This is a genomic window from Sphingomonas sp. LR55, assembly GCF_036856015.1.
In the GTDB taxonomy this organism is placed as follows: Bacteria; Pseudomonadota; Alphaproteobacteria; order Sphingomonadales; family Sphingomonadaceae; genus Sphingomonas.
Window position 1 is genome coordinate 3,932,949 of record NZ_JASPFO010000001.1, and the last position, 19,225, is coordinate 3,952,173.

The following is a 19,225-nucleotide window of genomic DNA, read 5'->3' on the forward strand; positions in this document are numbered from 1 at the left end:
ACGCCCTGTGGCGATTACGCAACATACCAATCTAGCCATCGGCGAGAGCATACCCACGACGCTGCCATCTCCGCTCCCTCCAACTCGCGCGTGTTGCCTCGCGCGGGGCCGCGTCCTAGAGCCGCAGGACTGTTTCCCTAACGATCGAACCCGGCTGCCCATGATCCTGTCCCGCTACGAACGGATGATAGCCCGCCGCTATCTGCTGCCGGGCAAAGGCGAGGCGTTCATCTTCCTCGTCGCCTCGATCAGCCTGGTCGCGGTGATGCTCGGCGTCGCCGCGCTCGTCATCGTGATGAGCGTGATGAACGGCTTTCGAGCCGAGCTGTTCGACAAGATCGTCGGGCTCAACGGCCATGCGGTGGTGCAGGGCGTCGGCGGCAAGCTGCCCGACTGGCGCGAGATCGTCGCGCAGGCCCGCGCGACCCCCGGCGTGACCAGCGCGGTGCCGCTGATCGAACAGCCGCTAGCCGCGACCTATAACGGGCGCGCCGAGGCGGTGCTGGTCCGCGGCATGGGCGTCGACGACATCCGCCGCAATTCGACGATCCAGAACAAGATCGTGATGGGCTCGCTATCGTCGATCACGCAAGGCAGCGGCCGGATCGCGATCGGCTCGCGGCTGGCGGAATCGCTCGGCGCGCAGGTCGGGTCGGAAATCTCGCTGTTCAGCCCGCAGGGGCAGACGACGCCGTTCGGCACCGTGCCGCGGATCGTCAGCTACACCGTCGGGGCGATCTTCGAGATTGGTGTCTACGATTACGACAAGGCGTATATCATCATGCCGATCGAGGACGCGCAGACGCTCCTCCTGATGGGCGATGCGGCGGGCATGGTCGAGATCAAGACGGTGAACGCGGACAAGGTCGGCGAAATCCTCAAGCCGCTGGCCGACAAGATCGGCGGGCAGGCAATCATCCAGGACTGGCGGACGATGAACGCGCAGCTGTTCGAGGCACTCGCGGTCGAGCGCGTCGCGATGTTCACCGTGCTGTCGATCATCATCCTGGTCGCGGTGTTCAACATCCTCTCGTCGCTGATCATGCTGGTCCGCGCCAAGACCCGCGACATCGCGATCCTCCGGACGATGGGCGCGACGCGCGGCGGGCTGATGCGGATTTTCATCGTCGTCGGTACCACGATCGGTGCGCTCGGGACTCTGGCGGGACTCGGGCTCGGCTTCGTCTTCCTGTTCTACCGCCAGGGGGTGGTGAACTTCGTTCAGCTCCTCACCGGCCAGAATCTCTGGGATCCGTCGATCCGCTATCTGACCGAACTCCCGTCGAAGACCGACCCCGTCGAGATCATCGTGATCGCGGCGATGGCGTTGATCTTCAGCTTCCTCGCGACGCTCTATCCGGCCTGGAAAGCGGCGAGTACCGACCCCGTGCAGGTGCTGCGTTATGAATGAAGGTCTCCGAATCGATCGTCAGATCGAGCGCATGGACGATTACGTCCTCCAGACCAGCGGGCTGACCAAGAGCTTCACGCAGGGTGGCGCGACGATCGACGTGCTGCGCGGCGTCGACCTCGCGATCGCACCGGGCGAGATCGTCGCGCTGCTCGGTCCATCGGGCTCGGGCAAGTCGACGCTCTTGCAAGCCGTCGGTCTCCTGGAAGGCGGCTTTCAGGGATCGATCAAGATCGCTGGCACCGAGGCGTCGAAGCTGAACGCGCATGAGCGCACGGTCGTCCGCCGCGACAGCCTCGGCTTCGTCTACCAGTTCCACCACCTTCTCCCCGATTTCAACGCGACCGAGAATGTCGTGCTGCCACAGCTCGTCCACGGCGCCACCCGCGCCGAGGCGGACGCGCGGTCCGCAGAACTGCTGACCCAGCTCGGCCTCGGTCACCGCTTGACGCATCGTCCGAGCCAGCTCTCCGGCGGCGAGCAGCAGCGCGTCGCGGTCGCCCGCGCACTCGCCAACAAGCCCGCTTTGGTGCTGGCCGACGAGCCGACCGGCAATCTCGACGAGCATACCGCGGACATCGTCTTCGCCGAGTTCGTCCGTCTGGTCCGCGAACAGGGGACGGCGGCACTGGTCGCGACGCACAACGAACGGCTGGCAGCGCGCATGGACCGCGTGTTCCGGCTGCACGAGGGACGGCTGGCGTGACCTGGGGCGAGACGCCGACGCTCACCGGGCGTCACGTCACGCTCCGCCCTTTGGTCGCCGACGACATGGACGCGCTGGTCGCGGCAGCGTCGGCGGACAATCTCTGGGACACGTTCTACGCCAACGTCTCCATGATGAAGGCGCCGGACCGCTGGCTCGGGGCGGGGTTGCGCGAGCAGGACTTCGGCCGGGCGCGACTGTTCGCGGTCGTCGCCGACGGGACCGTCGTCGGCACCACGCGCTTCATGCGGATGAACGAGGGTAACAAGCGGCTCGAGATCGGCGGCACCTTCTATGCCAAGGCGGTGCAGCGCACCGGCGTCAACACCGACGCCAAGCTGATGCTCCTGACGCATGCCTTCGATGCGCTGAGTTGCGAATGCGTCCAGATCCGCACCGACTCGCTCAACAAGAATTCGCAGCGCGCGATCGAACGCCTCGGGGCACGGCGCGACGGCGTGCTGCGCGGACACCAGGTGATGGCCGACGGCCGCTTGCGCGACACTGTCGTCTACAGCATCCTCCGCCACGAATGGCCCGGCGTACGTCAGAACTTGGCGTATCTGCTGGCCCGACACCCCGCCTGACTGGAGGACCGCCCATGACCGCGATCACCGACTTCACCGTCAAGACCGCCGACGGCTCCGCGGCCTCGCTCGAGCCGTATCGCGGCAAGGTGCTGCTGATCGTCAACACCGCCTCGAAATGCGGCTTCACACCGCAATATGATGGCCTCGAAGCGCTGCACCGCGACTATGCCGAGCGCGGGTTCGAGGTGCTGGCGTTTCCGTGCAACCAGTTCGGCGGGCAGGAGCCGGGAGATGCAGCGGAGATCGCGAACTTCTGCACGCTGACCTACGACGTGACGTTCCCGGTCTTCGCGAAGATCGACGTCAACGGCTCTGATGCGGAGCCGCTATTCGAACGCCTGAAGTCGGACGCACCGGGGGTCCTCGGGTCAAAAGCGATCAAGTGGAACTTCACGAAGTTCCTAGTCGGTCGCGACGGCACCGTCCTCGACCGCTACGCCCCAACGACCAAGCCCGAGGACATCCGCAAAGATATCGAGAAGCTGCTTTAAAACGATTTGCTTCCACCCCGGCGAAGGCCGGGGCCCAATTGGGGGACGGCGATGAAGACCGCCGCGCTTCGTTACTGCAACCTCTCCAATTGGGCCCCGGCCTTCGCCGGGGTGGTGCGCGCTTAGTGGCGGCGGACATCAGCCCAAGAATGTTCCCCCGCGAAGGCGGGGGCCCAGACTGGACTCCCGCCTTCGCGGGAGAACACTTACGCGGTCACTGAAAACGCCGGCGCGCCCTTCTTATGCGCCAGCGCGGAAGCAACCGAAGTAACTCCACCAAACAAGAAGCTAATCCCCAGCACATACCCCGGCAACGTCAACGCCGACCAAGGCAACGTCGCCAGCACAATCACCGCCAGCACGACGTTCACCACCCCAAGCGCGATCATCAACCCCTTGCCGCGCCGAAACCGCGCCCCAAGCCCGATCTCCAACGCGCCACGCACACCAAGCCAAACCGCAATCAGCAACGTGAGCGAGATCGCGCCCGTCGCAGGCTCGAACGCCATGATCAGCCCGATCACCAGCGACACCAACCCGAACCCGATCGCATAGCCGCGCCCTTCATGCCCCTTGCCGGCAAACCCCGACACGATCGACACGATTCCGGCCGCGATGAAGAACGCCCCGATCACCAAAGTCGCGGCATAGGTCGCGGAAAACGGCGACGCGAACGCCATGATCCCGAGCACAACGGACAGCACGCCATAGGCCAGGATCCATCCCCAGCCAGCGCCTGCCCGTGGCGTCCCCGCAGCCGTGGTTTCGGTATCGGCAAAGTGCCCGCGTGAATCGGTCATAAGAATGCTCCCAGAAGTCCCCGCCGCAACGGCTCGTCGTGTCCGCAGTTCCGACCGGACTCATCCCCGCTGGTCGAATCACGCCGCAGCGCCTACCTCTGGTCGATGCATTCCGGTTACGTCCCCCTTCGCGTTTTCTCCTGCTACACCATGCTCGACGGCGCCATCGATCCGAAGGCGATCGCCAAGCAGGCGCGCGCGCTTGGCTTCCCCGCCGCCGCGCTCACCGATCGCAACGGGCTCTACGCGGCGATGGCCTATTCGGACGCCGCCAAGAAGGACGGCGTCCAGCCGATCATCGGCGTCATGCTCGGCGTCGGGCGCCCCGACATGCCCGACGGCGTCGCGACGCAGTTCGACTGGCTCGCGCTCTACGCGCAGAACATGACCGGCTACGACAATCTCTGCGCACTCGTCTCGATGGCGCATCTCGACCGCCCGATCGAGATGCCCGCGCATGTCGATTTCGCCGCGCTCGAACGCCACACCGAGGGCCTGCTAGCCCTGACCGCCGGTGGCGAAGGCGGTCTCGCCCGGCTGTTCGCGGAAGGGCAACCCAATCGCGCGCGCCTATCTCGATCGCCTGCAAGGCCTGTTCGGCGACCGCCTCTACATAGAACTCTCGCGCCGCAACGACGCGATCGAGATGGCGGCCGAGACCGACCTCATTGACATCGCCTATGAGCGCAACCTGCCGCTGGTCGCGACCAACCCGTGCTGCTTCACCGAAAGCGCATTCGGCGACGCGCACGACGCCATGCTCTGCATCGCGCACTCGACCTATGTCGAGACCGAGGACCGCATCCGCAGCTGTCCCGAAGCCTGGATGAAGCCCGCGCCGGTCATGCACGAGATGTTCGCCGACCTGCCCGAGGCGATCGCCAACACGCTCGTCGTCGCGCAGCGCTGCGCGGTGATGGCACCGTATCGGAAGCCGATCCTCCCCAGCCTCGCCGGTGACATCGAGGGTGAGGCAAAGCTCCTCCGCGACGACGCCGAAGCCGGTCTCGAAGCCCGCCTCGCCCGCATCGCCGAACTCCACGGCGAAGGCGAAGACGGCTGGCGCGACGTGTACCGCAAGCGGCTCGCGTTCGAGGTCGACGTGATCGTCCAGATGGGCTTCCCAGGCTACTTCCTGATCGTCGCCGACTTCATCAAATGGGCGAAGGACCACGACATCCCGGTCGGCCCGGGCCGTGGTTCGGGCGCAGGCTCGGTCGTCGCCTGGTCGCTGACGATCACCGATCTCGACCCGATCAAACTGGGCCTGCTGTTCGAGCGCTTCCTGAACCCGGAACGCGTGTCGATGCCCGATTTCGACATCGATTTCTGCGAAACCCGGCGTGTCGAGGTGATCTCGCTACGTCCAGGAGAAATACGGCCGCGATCAGGTCGCGCAGATCATCACCTTCGGGAAGCTGAAGGCGCGCGCGGTGCTCAAGGACACCGGCCGCGTGTTGCAGATGAGCTACGGCCAGATCGACCGGCTGGCGAAGCTTGTCCCCAACCACCCGACCGATCCCTGGACGTTGGAGCGCGCGCTGAACGGCGTCGGCGAACTCGCGAAGGAATATGCCAACGACAACGGCGTCCGGAAGCTGCTCGATCTGGCAATGAAGCTGGAGGGCCTGCCTCGCCACTCCTCCACCCACGCCGCTGGCGTGGTCATCGGCGACCGCCCGCTCGCACAGCTCGTCCCGCTCTACCGCGATCCGCGCTCCGACATGCCCGTCACGCAGTTCGACATGAAATATGTCGAAGGCGCGGGCCTGGTGAAGTTCGATTTTCTCGGGCTGAAGACGCTGTCGGTGCTCCAGAAGGCAGTGCAACTGCTCGCCAAGCGCGGTCTGACGGTCGATCTCGACGCACTCGAATGGGACGACACCGGCGTCTACGCGCTCCTGCAAAAGGGCGACACGGTCGGCGTGTTCCAGCTCGAGTCGGAGGGCATGCGCCGCACGCTGTCCGCCGTCCGCCCGTCCAATTTCGGCGACATCATTGCGCTCGTGTCGCTCTATCGACCGGGCCCGATGGACAACATCCCGTCGTTCGGCCGCCGCAAGAACGGCACCGAGGCGATCGACTACCCGCACCCGCTGCTCGAACCGATCCTATCCGAGACCTACGGGATCTTCGTCTACCAGGAGCAGGTCATGCAGGCCGCGCAGGTCCTCGCTGGCTTCTCGCTCGGTGGCGCCGATCTGCTGCGCCGCGCGATGGGCAAGAAGGTGAAGGCAGAGATGGACGCGCAGCGCGCGGGCTTCGTCGAGGGGTGTCTCACCGTCAACGGCATCAAGAAGGCCGAGGCGAACGCGCTGTTCGACTTGATCGACAAGTTCGCGGGCTACGGCTTCAACAAGAGCCACGCCGCGGCTTATGCGTTGCTCGCGTATCAGACCGCGTGGCTGAAGGCGCACCACCCGCACGAATTCTTCGCCGCCTCGATGTGCTACGACCTCCACCAGACCGACAAGCTCGCGATCTTCACGGACGACATGCGCCGCCTCGGGATCACCGCGCTGCCGCCCTGCATCAACGCGAGCCAGGCCGAGTTCGACGTCGAGGTCTTGGCGGAAGCTGACGCTCCACCAGCAGAATGTTCACCCGCGAAGGCGGGTGCCCAGACTGGGTCCCCGCCTTCGCGGGGAAACAATCTGGCGGTTCGTTATGCGCTAGGCGCCCTTAAGAGCGTGGGCGAAGGCGCAATGGAGAAGCTCATCGTCGAGCGCGTCCAGAACGGCCCGTTCGCCGGTCTCGACGATCTCGCCAAGCGCGTCGACCCGCGCCTCCTCAACAAGCGCCAGCTCGAAACGCTCGCCGCCGCGGGCGCGTTCGACGGCCTCGACCAGAACCGCGCCGGCATCCACGCCACCGCCGAGACGATCCTCGCGATCGCCGCGCGCACGCACGAACAGAAGACCAGCGGGCAGGGCGGCCTGTTCGGCGACGCCGAACCCGCCGGCGACGCGATCAAGCTCCTCCCTCGGTCCGCTGGACGCTCAGCCAGCGCATGGACCAGGAGAAGGAGGCGTTCGGCTTCTATTTCTCCGCGCACCCGGTCGATCGCCACCGCCACATCGCGGTCAGCCACGGTGCCCGCGCCTACACCGCGTTGTCCGAGCTCAACATTCCCGACGACGGCAGCCGCGCGGGCGCGACGATGGCGGTGCTGGTCGAGGACGCGCGCTATCGCACCTCCGCGCGCGGCAAGCGTTTCATGATGGCGCAATGCTCCGACGCCAGCGGCCAGTTCATGGCGACCTGCTTCGACGACCAGGTCTCGAAGGATCTCGAAGAAGCGGCCAAGGCCGGTGGCTGCGGGCTCATCACCGTCGAGCTCGACCGCAAGCCCGGCGAGGACACGCCGCGCGTCAGCATCAAGCGCATCCAGCCGTTCGAAGGCCTCGCCAACCTCGCGCGTTTCCAGGTGGTCGTAACGATCTCCGAGATGACCGCGTTCGCCGGCCTCGCGTCGCTGCTCGCCGAGCATCGTGGCGCGCGGCGAGGTCCGGGTCCGCGCACAACTCCCCGACGGCGAAGTCTGCATCCTGCTCGGTCGCGACTTCCTGCTCGACGGAGAGCTTGTCGAGCACATCGAGTCGTTGCACGGTGTCGCCAAGGTGGAGATGAAGACCTCGGAAACGAGGCTCGCTCTGGTGGGATAACAGCTTGGGAGAGCATGAATGCTGGGTGGAATGCAGGATTTCGAGCTTCGTGTTCCCCGCCTGATCGACCACGCGGCGCGGGAGCATGGGGCGAGGGAACTCGTCAGCTACTGGGCCGACGGTCGCGAGACGCGCACCAACTGGGCCGGCATCGCGCGCGACGCCCGCAAGCTAGCCCAGGCGCTCGAAAAACTCGGCGTAGCGCCCGGCGACCGGGTCGCGACGCTGGCGATGAACCACGCGCACCACCTCGTCGCCTGGTACGGCACGATTGGCATGGGCGGCGTGATCCACACGATCAACCCGCGGCTGTTCGACGAGCAGCTCGTCTACATCGCCAATCACGCCGAAGACCGCGTGATGCTCTACGACAAGGCGTTCCAGCCGCTCGTCGATCGCCTGCGCGGGCAGTGGACTAGCGTCCGCCACTATATCTGCTTCGACGACCTGGGACCTGACGGCTTCCAGGCGCTGCTCGACGCCGAGGACGGCAACTATGACTGGGTCGAGGGCCCCGAGCGCGAGCCGTGCATGCTCTGCTACACCAGCGGCACCACCGGCAATCCGAAGGGCGTGCTCTATACGCATCGCTCGACGCTGATCCACGCGATGGCCGAGGTCGCGCCGTGGGTGTTCGATCTGTCGCCCAACGCCGTCGTGCTGCCGGTCGTGCCGATGTTCCATGCCGCCGCCTGGGGCCTGCCGTTTGCCTGCGCGCTGTCGGGCGCGAAAGTCGTCTATTCCGCGGTCAACGATCCGGCCGTGCTGTGCCGCCTGATGAACAACGAAAAGGTGACGCACTCCGCCGGCGTGCCGACCGTCTGGCTCGCGATGTTCGGCCACATGGACGCGACCGGCGACGCGCCGCGCCACCTCAAGCAGGTGACGATCGGTGGCTCGGCAGCCCCCCGCGCGATGATCGAGCGGATCATGGGTATGGGCGCCACGGTGAAGCACCTCTGGGGCATGACCGAGACTTCGCCGATCGGCACCGCCGGCTTCAATCCGCCGCACTGGGACGACATGACTCACGAGGAAAAGCTCGATCTCGTGGGTAAACAGGGCAGCGTCCCCTTCGGCATCGAACTCCGCATCATCGACGACGAAGGTGTCTTGCTGGCCCGCGACGGCAAGGTCGCCGGCCGGTTGCAAGTGAGAGGCCCCTGGGTCGTGCAACGCTATTTCGGTGCGGACGAGGACGCGGTTGACGCGGACGGCTGGTTCGACACCGGCGATGTCGCGATGTTGCATAGCGACGGCACGATGCAGATCACCGATCGCTCGAAGGACGTCATCAAGTCCGGCGGCGAATGGATCAGCTCGGTCGACCTGGAGAACGCCGCGGTCGGTTGCCCTGGAGTCGCGGAAGCGGCGGCGATCGGCATCTACCACCCCAAATGGGACGAACGGCCCTTGCTGCTGGTCGTCCGCAAGCCCGGTAGCGAGGTCGCCGAACAGGCGATCCTCGATCACTTGGCCAAGCACGTCGCCAAATGGTGGCTCCCCGACGCGATCGTCTTCGTTGACGACCTGCCGCACACCGCGACCGGCAAACTCCTGAAAACCGCCCTCCGCGAACGCTTCAAGGATTTCGCGCTCGCCGCCGCCTGACCAATCTGTTTAGGGCCGCGTTCTCAGCGCTGGATAAAGCGAATTCCAGGCGGTCCTTACGCCGTGCGAGGTGTTCGCTTGGCCTTTCTGATCCGGGGCTCGGCGATCATGTCGGCGGCCGCCTTGATCTCCTGACGAAGCTCGTCGCGCTTCTCATGGATCGAGGCGATGACGGACCCCATCGCTACCCCGAGATCGACGAGCACCGCCTCCGCCAACTGCAGCGAACTCTCCAAAGTCTCCGGCACCGCATCCGTCACGCCCGCCCGGTACAGCTCGGCCGCATGCGCCGTATCGCGCGCACGCGCCACAATCGGCAGATCCGGCGCCAACGCCCGCACCCGCCGCGCCAGCCGCACCGTCAACACCGGATCGTCCATCGTCAGGATCAGCGCCTTGGCGGTATGCAGCTTCAGCCGGTCCACCAGTTCCGGACGCGCCACATCGCCGAACAGTACCGGATGGCCTTGGGCGCGCGCGGCTTCGACCGAGTCGATGTCCGCCTCGACGGCGACGTATTTCTGCCCATGGACCGCGAGCATGTCCGCCACCATCCGGCCCACCCGGCCAAAGCCGATCACGACCGTTCCCGGCCCGTCCTCGTCGATCTCGATATCGCCTGCATCGGCACCCGATCGGCTCTCCAGTTGGCGCGAGACGGTGCGCCCGAGTTTTGCCAGCAGTGGCGTGATCGTCAGCCCGATCGCGGTGACCGTCTGCCAGAACGATGCAGTCGACGGCAGGATCAGCTGTGCCTGCGCAGCGGTGGCCAGGACGATCAGCGTCGTCTCGGACGGGCTGCCCATCAGTAGGCCGGTTTCCGCCGCAACGCCGCGCCGGGAATTAGCGACGCGCAGGAACAGGAACGTCACGATCGCCTTGGTCGCGACCACGCCGGTCACCGCGAGCAGCAGCGATGGCCAGTTCTGCGCGATCAGCCGGAGGTCGAGGCTCATGCCGACGGTGATCAGGAACACGCCGAGCGCGAGGCCCTTGAACGGCGCGGTGATAACCTCGACCTCGCTGTGATACTCGGTCTCGGCGATCAGCAGTCCCGCCAGCAGCGCGCCGACGATCGGCGACAACCCGGCGGCGGTGGTCGCGACGCTGGCGACGATCACCACCAGCAGCGAGGCAGCCAGGAACAGCTCGGGACTCTTGGTGCGCGCGGCTTGGCCGAACAACCGGGGCAGGACGACCCGCCCGCCGATATACATCGCAACGACGGTCAGCCCGCCGCGCAACGCGACGCCGGCGATGTTCGACCAGCCGTCCGCGCTCGCGGTCGGCGCCAGCGCACCCAGCACGAAGATGATAGGCACGAGCGCCAAATCCTCGAACAACAGCATCGCGAACGCGCCGCGCCCGACCGCGCCGGTGGTGCCGACGAGCGGCAGGACCAGCGCTGTGGATGATAGGGCGAGCGCGAACCCGAGCCCGATCGCTCCCGCCCATTCCTGGCCGATGAAATGAAGCGCCACGCCGATGATCAGCGCCGAACCGATCAGTTCTGCGGCGCCGGTGCCGAACACCAGACGCTTCATCGACCATAGCCGCTTGAACGAAAGTTCGAGGCCGATCGAGAATAGCAGCAGGATGATTCCGAACTCGGCGAATGGCTCGATCGATTCGGGATTGGATATGGTCAGGTAATAGAGCCACGGTGCAGAACCGGTGAGCGAGCCCAGGCCCGCGGGGCCGACGAGCAGCCCGACCAGGATGAAACCGATTACGGGGCTGACCCGGAACCGCGCGAACGCGGGAATGACGAGGCCCGCCGCGCCGAGAATGACGAGCGTGTCGCTGAAACCTTGATTGTCGAGCCGTAATGCCATGCGTGCGACCTTAGGGGACGCATGACGGAATTGTCACCCGTGGTGACGTGCTGCCGCAATCGGCAGCGGAAAGAGGTGTATTTCCCTCCGTCACCTGACCAAAGTCAGGATCCAGAGCCAAAAACGTCAGCGTCTGTAACCCTGGGTCCTGACTTTCGTCAGGATGACGGGAGGGATAAGGCCCCGCTCCCTTCAGGGGGAGCGGGGCAGTGCGATCAGGCCCAGTTGGCCATTTCGGTTTCGAGGTTAGCGCGCACCTGCTCGAAGAACTGCTCGGTCGTCATCCAGGGCTGATCCGGGCCGATCAGGATCGCGAGATCCTTGGTCATATGGCCGTCTTCCACCGTCTTCACGCAGACGCGCTCGAGCGTCTCGGCGAACTTGGTGACGTCGGGCGTATCATCGAACTTGCCGCGATACTTCAGGCCACCGGTCCACGCGAAGATCGACGCGATCGGGTTGGTCGAGGTTGCCTTGCCCTGCTCGTGCATGCGGAAGTGACGCGTGACGGTGCCGTGCGCCGCCTCGGCCTCGACCGTCTTGCCGTCCGGGGTCAGCAGGATCGAAGTCATCAGACCGAGCGACCCGAAGCCCTGTGCGACCTGGTCCGACTGGACGTCGCCGTCATAGTTCTTGCAGGCCCAGACGAACTCGCCGTTCCACTTCAGCGCCGATGCGACCATGTCGTCGATCAGGCGATGCTCGTAGACGATGCCCGCTTCCTTGAACTTGTCCTTGAACTCGGCCTCGAACACCTCGGCGAACAGGTCCTTGAAGCGGCCGTCATAGGCCTTGAGGATCGTGTTCTTGGTCGACAGATACACCGGCCACTTCAGGTTGAGGCCGTAATGCATCGACGCGCGCGAAATCGCGGATCGAATCGTCGAGGTTGTACATCGCCATCGCGACGCCCGCCGACGGGAACTGGAACACCTCGCGGTCGATGACCGTGCCGTCGTCGCCTTCGAACACGAGACGCAGCTTGCCCGGACCGGGGACCAGATAGTCGGTCGCGCGGTACTGATCGCCGAATGCGTGACGGCCGACGACGATCGGATGCGTCCAGCCCGGGATCAGGCGGGGGACGTTCTTGATCACGATCGGCTCGCGGAAGATGGTGCCGCCGAGAATGTTGCGGATCGTGCCGTTCGGCGACTTCCACATCTTCTTCAGGCCGAACTCGGTCACGCGCTGCTCGTCGGGCGTGATCGTCGCGCACTTCACCGCGACGCCGTGCTTCTGCGTGGCGAGCGCGCTGTCGATCGTGACTTGGTCGTCGGTCGCATCGCGATGCTCGACGCCGAGGTCATAATAATCGAGCTCGATATCGAGATACGGCTTGATCAGGCGCTCGCGGATCCATTCCCAGATGATCCGGGTCATCTCGTCGCCATCGATCTCCACGATCGGATTCTTTACCTTGATCTTCGCCATATCCGGGTCCTTCGGGGAGGGGTTTGGGGAGCGTCTAGGGGAGCACGCCGCGGCGATCAACCACTGGTCCTGTAAGGAAAAGCCGGTTCATCGTTGTATCGCGCGTCCTGCACGGATAGACCCGCGGGTTATGGCATCGCTCGACAAGCCGCCCGTCACGACCTCCACGGTCAAATGGCGATTTCCCACAGTCCATCCGGAAGGCCACAAATACGTCGCGATCGCGACCGGCATCACGCTGCTGCTGACGATTGTCAGCCACGTGCTGTTCTGGCCGATGGTCGGCGTCGTGATCTGGGTCGCGACGTTCTTTCGCGATCCGATCCGCACGACCCCTCAGGGTGAAGGCCTGATCGTCGCGCCGGCTGATGGGCTGATCACGATGATCCAGCGCGTGCCGATCCCGCGCGAACTCGCCGGTGAGAATGGCCTTGGCGATGCGCCGCTGGTCCGCGTGTCGATCTTCATGTCGGTGTTCGACGTGCACATCAATCGCACGCCGATCGCCGGGACCATCCGCCAAGTCGTTTATATCTCGGGCAAGTTTCTTAACGCCGACCTCGACAAGGCCAGCGACGAAAACGAGCGTCAGCATTTTGTCGTTGAAGATCGTCACGGCATGCGGGTCGGCTTTACGCAGATCGCGGGCCTCGTCGCGCGTCGTATCCTCGGCTTCGTGAAGGCCGGCGACATGGTCGCGGCCGGCCAGCGCATCGGGCTGATCCGGTTCGGCAGCCGCGTCGACGTGTACCTGCCCGATCATGTCGTACCGCAGGTCTGCCTCGGTCAGCGCAGCATTGCAGGCGAGACCGTGCTGGGTCGCGTCGGTGGCGTTCCGGTCGGTGGTGTCGCGCAATGATCGACCGCGACGAGATCGATGACGGTTCGACCGACGCACGCGGTCGCGGAAAGTTCGGTCGCACCCGCCGTGCGCCGCGCGGTCTTCCGCTGCGTGCGGTCGCGCCCAATGCCGTAACCGCACTGGCGTTGTGCTCAGGCCTTAGCGGCGTGCGATTTGCGATCGGCGGCGAATGGCAAAGCGCCGTCGCGATGATCATGGTTGCCGGCGTGCTCGACGGGCTCGACGGCCGCATCGCCCGGATGCTCCATGGCGAAAGCCGGTTCGGTGCGGAGCTCGACTCTTTGTCCGACGCGATCTCTTTCGGCGTCGCGCCTGCGCTGATCGTCTATCTCTGGTCGCTGGCCGCGCTGCCGCGTGTCGGCTGGATCTGTTCGCTGATCCTCGCCGTGTTCTGTGCGCTGCGGCTAGCCCGCTTTAATGCCAAGATCGACGAGAGCCACCAGCCGCATAAGTCCGCCGGTTTCCTTACCGGGGTTCCGGCTCCTGCCGGCGCGGGCCTAGCTTTGATGCCGATGTTCTTCTGGTTCTGGACCGACGAGCCGAAATTCGCGTCGCCCTATTTCGTGGCGCCTTGGGTCGCGTTCGTCGCACTGCTGATGGTGTCGAGTATCGCGACCTATTCGTGGAGTTCGGTCAAGCTCCGCAGCAACATCCGGTTCGAAGCGATTGCCCTCGTCGTGTTGCTTGGCGCCGCTATCGTGAGCGCGCCGTGGCATACGCTCAGCATCATCTGCGTGCTGTACCTGCTTTCGATGCCGTTCAGCATCGCGAGCTACGCCAAGATCAGGCGGCAGCGTTCCAGCGGCGGGCGGGCACCGGAGCCGACGTCGAAGCCCAGCGCCTGACCGCAATCCGGCGCTCCGCAACGGCCAGCGTGCGGAGCGGCTGGAACGCGGGTTCGACGTTACCCATCGCGAGACGGACGATACGGTCCCACTGCGGCGCGATCGACGAGACGATCATCATGCCCGCGACCGCGAATGCACCAGCAAAAACCATGAAGCTCAGAACCAACATCACGTCCGCCTTCCTATGAGTTGCGAACAAATTCCTAATATCCGCAAACACTTGGTCAGAAACATCGTTCCACTCGTCGCATTTCGAATCCCGTCATGCCGGGGTGATTCCGCGCCGAGTCGAACATCTGTTCCCCTCTGAGCCCTTTATGTTCTCATTGCGTTCCATGAGTCAAGCGGGCCTTGTGCGATTGCTTTTCGAATAGAGCCACGCTAAGGGCCGCGCCTCTAACCCCGCATGGGAGGCATCATAGCCCGGTGCGTCACGGTCATTCGGCCACGACGTCATCCGCTTCCCAGAGGCACAACCGGAAGGATATATCCCTATGGCGGCTCCAGTCGTCTCCATGCAGCAGCTCATCGAAACGGGCGCGCATTTCGGCCACCAGACTCATCGGTGGAACCCCAAGATGAAGCCTTACATCTTCGGTGATCGTAACGGCGTCCACATCCTCGACCTTTCGCAGACCGTCCCGCTGTTCGCGCGCGCGCTCGAATTCGTCTCGTCGGCCGTTGCCGGTGGTGGCAAGGTCCTGTTCGTCGGCACCAAGCGCCAGGCGCAGGAGCCCGTCGCAGACGCAGCGCGTCGTTCGGGCCAGCACTTCGTCAACCATCGCTGGTTGGGCGGCATGCTCACCAACTGGAAGACCATCTCGGGTTCGATCAAGCGTCTCAAGACGCTCGAGGAAATGCTGTCGGGCGACACCGTCGGCCTGACCAAGAAGGAAGTCCTTCAGCTCACCCGCGAGAAGGACAAGCTCGAGCTTTCGCTCGGCGGCATCCGCGACATGGGCGGCATTCCCGACGTGATGTTCGTGATCGACGCGAACAAGGAAGAGCTGGCGATCAAGGAAGCGAACACGCTGGGTATTCCCGTCGTCGCGATCCTCGATTCGAACGTGTCGCCGGACGGCATCGCCTTCCCGGTTCCCGCGAACGACGACGCAGCTCGCGCCATCCGCCTGTACTGCGAGGCGATCGCGATCGCAGCGACGCGCGGCGGCCAGGAGCAGCAGCGCCGCACCGGTGCCGACATCGGCGCGATGATCGAGCCGCCGAAGGAAGAGGCACTGAGCGCAGAGCCGACCGTCGAAGCTACGGCTGACACGGCACAGGCAACCGCGAATGCCGATACCGCTGCAGAATTCGCAGCCGAGGGTGAGCGCCAGATCGACGCATAAGCGTCGTCGCCGAACCGTCATGCGGGCGGGGTAGGGCGAAAGCTCTGCCTCGCCCGCAACCATATTCAGACCAAAAAGGGATTAGAGACATGGCCGATATCACGGCAGCGATGGTCAAGGATCTGCGCGAGAAGAGCGGCGCGGGCATGATGGATTGCAAGAAGGCGCTGAGCGAGAACGCCGGCGACATGGAGCAGGCGATGGATTGGCTGCGCACCAAGGGGCTCGCAGCCGCCGCCAAGAAGTCCAGCCGTACCGCGGCCGAGGGCCTGGTCGGCGTCGCCGTGTCGGGCACCAAGGGCGCAGCGGTCGAAGTCAATTCGGAGACCGATTTCGTCGCGAAGAACGACCAGTTCCAGTCGTTCGTCCGTGACGTGACGCAGATCGCGCTCGCAACCGGCGGCGACATCGAGGCGCTGAAGTCGCAGGCGATGCCATCGGGCAAGACCGTCGAGGAAGTCCTGACGAACAACGTCGCGACGATCGGCGAGAACCAGTCGCTGCGCCGCTCGCGCACGCTGGAAGTCAGCAAGGGTGCGGTCGTTCCGTACATCCACAATGCAGCGGCCCCCGGCCTCGGCAAGATCGGCGTGCTCGTCGCGCTTGAGTCGGAGGCTTCGGACGAGGTTCTTCAGGCACTCGGCAAGCAGCTCGCGATGCACATCGCAGCGGCTTTCCCGAAGGCGCTGAACGAAGCCGACCTCGACGAGTCCGAGATCGAGCGCGAGCGCGCGATCGCGACCGAGAAGGCCGCCGAGTCGGGCAAGCCTGCCGACATCATCGCCAAGATGGTCGAGGGCGGCATCGCCAAGTACCGCAAGGAGCATGCCCTGGTCAGCCAGCTGTTCGTAATGGACGGCAAGACCAAGATCTCCGACGTCGTCGCCAAGGCCGGCAAGGATGCAGGCGCCGAGATCAAGCTGGTGGACTATGTCCGCTTCCAGCTCGGCGAAGGCATTGAGAAGGAGCAGTCCGACTTCGCAGCAGAGGTTGCTGCTGCATCGGGCGTGCCCCAGGCATAAGCCTACTTCCTCCCTCGCCCCTCCGCGGAGAGGGAAGGGGCCCGCTCGGCTCTTGTCGAGTGGGAAGGGTGAGGGGAGTGGCGAGGTCTCGAACCTCACGCCCCCTCATCCGGCCCTGCCGGGCCACCTTCTCCCCGAGGGGAGAAGGATCGCGGGGCAGCCTTGGTGCTGCTCCGTCATCCCCGCGCAGGCGGGGATCCATACATTCCGGACCCGGTGGTCTACCGAGACGCTAGCCAGTATGGGTTCCCGCCTCCGCGGGAATGACGATCGTTCTCCGTTGCGCGCTTCTGCGAACGACGATTTTCCGTCTCATCTCCACCCAGAATCGATGCACGCGCCGCACAGCGCTTCACATCCCGGGCCTCGCCGCCTAAGGTCCGCGCCGCCCCGCCAATCACAATTCGAGATTTATGACGCCTCCGCGCTACAACCGTATCCTGCTGAAACTGTCGGGCGAAGTCCTGATGGGGCCGTCGGGCCTTTCGATCGATCCGACCGTCACCGCGCGCGTCGCGCAGGAGATCGCGGACATCAAGGCCAAGGGCTACGAGATCTGCATCGTCGTCGGCGGTGGCAACATCTTCCGCGGTATGGCGGGCGCGGCACGCGGCATGGACCGGGCGACCGGCGATTACATGGGCATGCTCGCGACCGTGATGAACGCACTCGCGGTGCAGAACGCGCTCGAGCAGATCGGCGTCGACACGCGCGTCCAGTCGGCGATCCCGATGGCATCGGTCTGCGAGCCGTTCATCCGCCGCCGCGCCGAGCGTCACTTGGAGAAGGGTCGCGTCGTGATCTTCGCGGCGGGCGTCGGCAGCCCTTATTTCACCACCGATTCGGGCGCCGCTTTGCGTGCTGCCGAGATGAAGTGCGATGCGCTGTTCAAGGGCACTTCGGTCGACGGCGTGTACAACGCCGACCCGAAGACGCACCCGGACGCAGTGCGCTACGAAACGGTCACGTATAGCCGCGTGCTGTCCGACGACCTCAAGGTCATGGACGCGAGCGCGATCGCGCTCTGCCGTGACAACAACATCCCGATCGTCGTCTTCAACATCCGCGAACCCGGCAATCTCGCCGCGGTGCTGGCGGGTGATGGCGTGTCGACGATCGTCCAGAACGAGCAGGAGCTTTAAGATGGCCGCATACGACAAGACCGACCTGGAACGCCGCATGGCGGGTGCCGTCGAAGCGCTGAAGAGCGATCTCGCCGGCCTGCGCACGGGTCGCGCGTCGACTGCGTTGCTCGATCCGGTGATGGTGACGGTGTACGGATCGTCGATGCCGCTGAACCAGGTCGCGACCGTGTCGGCGCCCGAGCCGCGGATGCTGTCGGTGCAGGTCTGGGACAAGTCGAACGTCGGCCCGACCGACAAGGCGATCCGCTCGGCCGGCCTCGGGCTCAACCCGATCGTCGACGGCCAGACGCTGCGCCTGCCGATCCCGGATCTGACCGAGGAGCGCCGCAAGGAGCTCGCCAAGCTTTCCGGCCAGTATGCCGAGAAGGCGCGGATCGCGGTGCGGAACGTGCGTCGCGACGGCATGGATTCGCTGAAGGTCGACGAGAAGAAGGGCGTGTTCGGCGAGGACGAGCGCAAGCGTCACGAGACCGAAGTCCAGAAGCTGACCGACAGCATCATCGCCGAGCTCGATGCGACCGCGACCGCCAAGGAAAAGGAAATCCTGGGCAAGTGAGGGCGTTCGGCGCCGCTTCGGCGGGGGCTACCTCCGCCGCGCCGCTCGTCGCCGTCCCCTCGGGCGGGGCGGTGCCGCGTCATGTCGCGATCATCATGGACGGCAACGGCCGCTGGGCGAAGAAGCGGTTCCTGCCACGCTTCGCCGGGCACAAGGCCGGCGTCGAGGCGGTGCGCAAGGTGACGCGAGCCGCGCGGACGATGGGGATCGAGGCGCTGACGCTGTATGCGTTCTCGTCCGAGAACTGGCGGCGTCCGGCCGAAGAGGTCAGCGACCTGATGGGGCTGCTGCGGCATTTCATCCGCAGCGACCTCGACGAACTCGCGCGCGAGAACGTTCGGTTGCGCGTGATCGGCGATTATCACAGCTTTTCGCCCGATCTGGTGGCGATGGTCGATGACGCCATCGCGCGGACTGCGGGCAATACCGGTCCGATCCTAGCGATCGCACTCAATTACGGCGCGCATGCCGAACTAGTTGGTGCGGCACGTCGCCTTGCCGAGCGTGCCCGTGATGGTGCGCTCGATCCTGCCAGCATCGACGTCGGCACGATCGAGGCCGAACTCGACACGCACGACCTGCCGCCGCTCGACCTGATGATCCGGACGTCGGGTGAACAGCGCCTGTCGAACTTCCTGTTGTGGCAGGCGGCGTATGCGGAACTGCTGTTCGTCGACACGCTCTGGCCCGATTTCGATGCGGCCGCGCTTGCCGATGCGGTAGCGGCGTTCGGGCAGCGTCAACGCCGCTACGGTGGTCTGTGAATTTCCTGTTCCCTCGCGAACGCGGGGGCCCAGGAGCCGGGGGCGCGAGCGTGCGTCACCCTGGACTCCCGCCTTCGCGAGGGAACATTTGTAGGTTTGGAGTGGCCTTTTGACGACCCTGCCAGACCCGGCGAAC

Annotated in this window: 15 protein-coding genes and 2 pseudogenes; 13 read left to right on the plus strand and 4 right to left on the minus strand. The window is 65.2% G+C overall.

Features of this window, described 5'->3' with window-relative positions; genetic code table 11:
• Nucleotides 1-160: 160 nt before the first annotated feature.
• From QP181_RS19080 to QP181_RS19095, 4 genes are read left to right on the plus strand one after another with little or no spacing between them, the layout of a single operon-like run.
• On the plus strand, nt 161-1,411 hold the full coding sequence (locus tag QP181_RS19080; RefSeq protein ID WP_333929503.1) for a lipoprotein-releasing ABC transporter permease subunit: 1,251 nt from the start codon (nt 161-163) through the stop codon (nt 1,409-1,411).
• A 31-nt stretch (nt 1,412-1,442) separates the two neighbouring features.
• The gene (locus QP181_RS19085) at nt 1,443-2,117 is read left to right on the plus strand and encodes an ABC transporter ATP-binding protein (protein WP_132896288.1); all 675 of its coding nucleotides are present in this window, start codon (nt 1,443-1,445) and stop codon (nt 2,115-2,117) included.
• Nucleotides 2,114-2,704: a GNAT family N-acetyltransferase gene (locus tag QP181_RS19090; RefSeq protein ID WP_333929504.1), complete on the plus strand. Its 591-nt coding sequence runs from the start codon at nt 2,114-2,116 to the stop codon at nt 2,702-2,704. Before QP181_RS19085 ends, QP181_RS19090 begins: the two co-directional genes overlap by 4 nt.
• Before the next feature lie 14 nt (nt 2,705-2,718).
• Nucleotides 2,719-3,198 (plus strand): glutathione peroxidase, encoded by a 480-nt coding sequence (locus QP181_RS19095; protein WP_333929505.1) that lies wholly within the window; start codon nt 2,719-2,721, stop codon nt 3,196-3,198.
• Between the two features lie 206 nt (nt 3,199-3,404).
• On the opposite strand, the gene QP181_RS19100 is transcribed toward QP181_RS19095, so the two are convergent.
• On the minus strand, nt 3,405-3,998 hold the full coding sequence (locus QP181_RS19100) for an HdeD family acid-resistance protein (RefSeq protein WP_333929506.1): 594 nt from the start codon (nt 3,996-3,998) through the stop codon (nt 3,405-3,407).
• 150 nt (nt 3,999-4,148) lie between these two features.
• On the opposite strand from QP181_RS19100, the pseudogene dnaE reads away from it, so the two are divergent.
• Nucleotides 4,149-7,663, plus strand: a pseudogene (dnaE, locus tag QP181_RS19105) (DNA polymerase III subunit alpha).
• An 18-nt stretch (nt 7,664-7,681) separates the two neighbouring features.
• Nucleotides 7,682-9,274, plus strand: a complete 1,593-nt coding sequence (locus tag QP181_RS19110; RefSeq protein ID WP_333929507.1) for a long-chain fatty acid--CoA ligase — start codon at nt 7,682-7,684, stop codon at nt 9,272-9,274.
• Between the two features lie 56 nt (nt 9,275-9,330).
• On the opposite strand, the gene QP181_RS19115 is transcribed toward QP181_RS19110, so the two are convergent.
• Both QP181_RS19115 and QP181_RS19120 read right to left on the minus strand, forming a co-directional pair.
• Entirely contained in the window at nt 9,331-11,109 is a 1,779-nt protein-coding gene (locus QP181_RS19115) for a cation:proton antiporter domain-containing protein (protein ID WP_333929508.1), read from the minus strand.
• Nucleotides 11,110-11,324: 215 nt separating this feature from the next.
• Nucleotides 11,325-12,543, minus strand: a pseudogene (locus QP181_RS19120) (NADP-dependent isocitrate dehydrogenase).
• A 130-nt stretch (nt 12,544-12,673) separates the two neighbouring features.
• Between QP181_RS19120 and QP181_RS19125 the strand changes: the two are divergent.
• Both QP181_RS19125 and QP181_RS19130 read left to right on the plus strand, forming a co-directional pair.
• The gene (locus QP181_RS19125) at nt 12,674-13,402 is read left to right on the plus strand and encodes a phosphatidylserine decarboxylase (protein WP_333929509.1); all 729 of its coding nucleotides are present in this window, start codon (nt 12,674-12,676) and stop codon (nt 13,400-13,402) included.
• On the plus strand, nt 13,399-14,250 hold the full coding sequence (locus QP181_RS19130) for a CDP-alcohol phosphatidyltransferase family protein (RefSeq protein ID WP_332755423.1): 852 nt from the start codon (nt 13,399-13,401) through the stop codon (nt 14,248-14,250). The genes QP181_RS19125 and QP181_RS19130 overlap by 4 nt, the downstream gene beginning before the upstream one ends.
• Here QP181_RS19130 and QP181_RS19135 read toward each other — a convergent pair.
• Nucleotides 14,189-14,422, minus strand: coding sequence for a hypothetical protein (locus QP181_RS19135; RefSeq protein WP_056489532.1), 234 nt, complete (start codon nt 14,420-14,422; stop codon nt 14,189-14,191). The genes QP181_RS19130 and QP181_RS19135 overlap by 62 nt on opposite strands.
• Nucleotides 14,423-14,747: 325 nt before the next feature.
• On the opposite strand from QP181_RS19135, the gene rpsB reads away from it, so the two are divergent.
• The 5 genes from rpsB to QP181_RS19160 all read left to right on the plus strand — a co-directional run bounded on the left by rpsB (nt 14,748) and on the right by QP181_RS19160 (nt 19,089).
• On the plus strand, nt 14,748-15,602 hold the full coding sequence (rpsB, locus tag QP181_RS19140; protein ID WP_333929510.1) for a 30S ribosomal protein S2: 855 nt from the start codon (nt 14,748-14,750) through the stop codon (nt 15,600-15,602).
• A gap of 89 nt (nt 15,603-15,691) precedes the next feature.
• The gene (gene tsf / locus QP181_RS19145; protein ID WP_056055945.1) at nt 15,692-16,624 is read left to right on the plus strand and encodes a translation elongation factor Ts; all 933 of its coding nucleotides are present in this window, start codon (nt 15,692-15,694) and stop codon (nt 16,622-16,624) included.
• Nucleotides 16,625-17,037: 413 nt separating this feature from the next.
• Nucleotides 17,038-17,766 (plus strand): UMP kinase, encoded by a 729-nt coding sequence (gene pyrH, locus QP181_RS19150; protein WP_056066004.1) that lies wholly within the window; start codon nt 17,038-17,040, stop codon nt 17,764-17,766.
• Nucleotide 17,767: 1 nt separating this feature from the next.
• Complete coding sequence (frr, locus tag QP181_RS19155) at nt 17,768-18,325, plus strand: ribosome recycling factor (RefSeq protein ID WP_132738138.1); 558 nt, start codon at nt 17,768-17,770, stop codon at nt 18,323-18,325.
• A complete protein-coding gene (locus tag QP181_RS19160; RefSeq protein ID WP_333929511.1) occupies nt 18,322-19,089 on the plus strand; it encodes an isoprenyl transferase in 768 nt (255 codons plus the stop codon). The genes frr and QP181_RS19160 overlap by 4 nt, the downstream gene beginning before the upstream one ends.
• Nucleotides 19,090-19,225 lie beyond the last annotated feature (136 nt).

What these genes read in the sequence shown, in the direction of transcription:
- QP181_RS19080 (WP_333929503.1), top strand. Translation starts at nt 161, where the DNA reads ATGATCCTGTCCCGCTACGAACGGATGATAGCCCGCCGCTATCTGCTG.
- QP181_RS19085 (WP_132896288.1), top strand. Translation starts at nt 1,443, where the DNA reads ATGGACGATTACGTCCTCCAGACCAGCGGGCTGACCAAGAGCTTCACG.
- QP181_RS19095 (WP_333929505.1), top strand. Translation starts at nt 2,719, where the DNA reads ATGACCGCGATCACCGACTTCACCGTCAAGACCGCCGACGGCTCCGCG.
- QP181_RS19100 (WP_333929506.1), bottom strand. Translation starts at nt 3,998, where the DNA reads ATGACCGATTCACGCGGGCACTTTGCCGATACCGAAACCACGGCTGCG.
- QP181_RS19110 (WP_333929507.1), top strand. Translation starts at nt 7,682, where the DNA reads ATGCTGGGTGGAATGCAGGATTTCGAGCTTCGTGTTCCCCGCCTGATC.
- QP181_RS19115 (WP_333929508.1), bottom strand. Translation starts at nt 11,109, where the DNA reads ATGGCATTACGGCTCGACAATCAAGGTTTCAGCGACACGCTCGTCATT.
- QP181_RS19125 (WP_333929509.1), top strand. Translation starts at nt 12,674, where the DNA reads ATGGCATCGCTCGACAAGCCGCCCGTCACGACCTCCACGGTCAAATGG.
- QP181_RS19130 (WP_332755423.1), top strand. Translation starts at nt 13,399, where the DNA reads ATGATCGACCGCGACGAGATCGATGACGGTTCGACCGACGCACGCGGT.
- QP181_RS19135 (WP_056489532.1), bottom strand. Translation starts at nt 14,422, where the DNA reads ATGTTGGTTCTGAGCTTCATGGTTTTTGCTGGTGCATTCGCGGTCGCG.
- rpsB (WP_333929510.1), top strand. Translation starts at nt 14,748, where the DNA reads ATGGCGGCTCCAGTCGTCTCCATGCAGCAGCTCATCGAAACGGGCGCG.
- tsf (WP_056055945.1), top strand. Translation starts at nt 15,692, where the DNA reads ATGGCCGATATCACGGCAGCGATGGTCAAGGATCTGCGCGAGAAGAGC.
- pyrH (WP_056066004.1), top strand. Translation starts at nt 17,038, where the DNA reads ATGACGCCTCCGCGCTACAACCGTATCCTGCTGAAACTGTCGGGCGAA.
- frr (WP_132738138.1), top strand. Translation starts at nt 17,768, where the DNA reads ATGGCCGCATACGACAAGACCGACCTGGAACGCCGCATGGCGGGTGCC.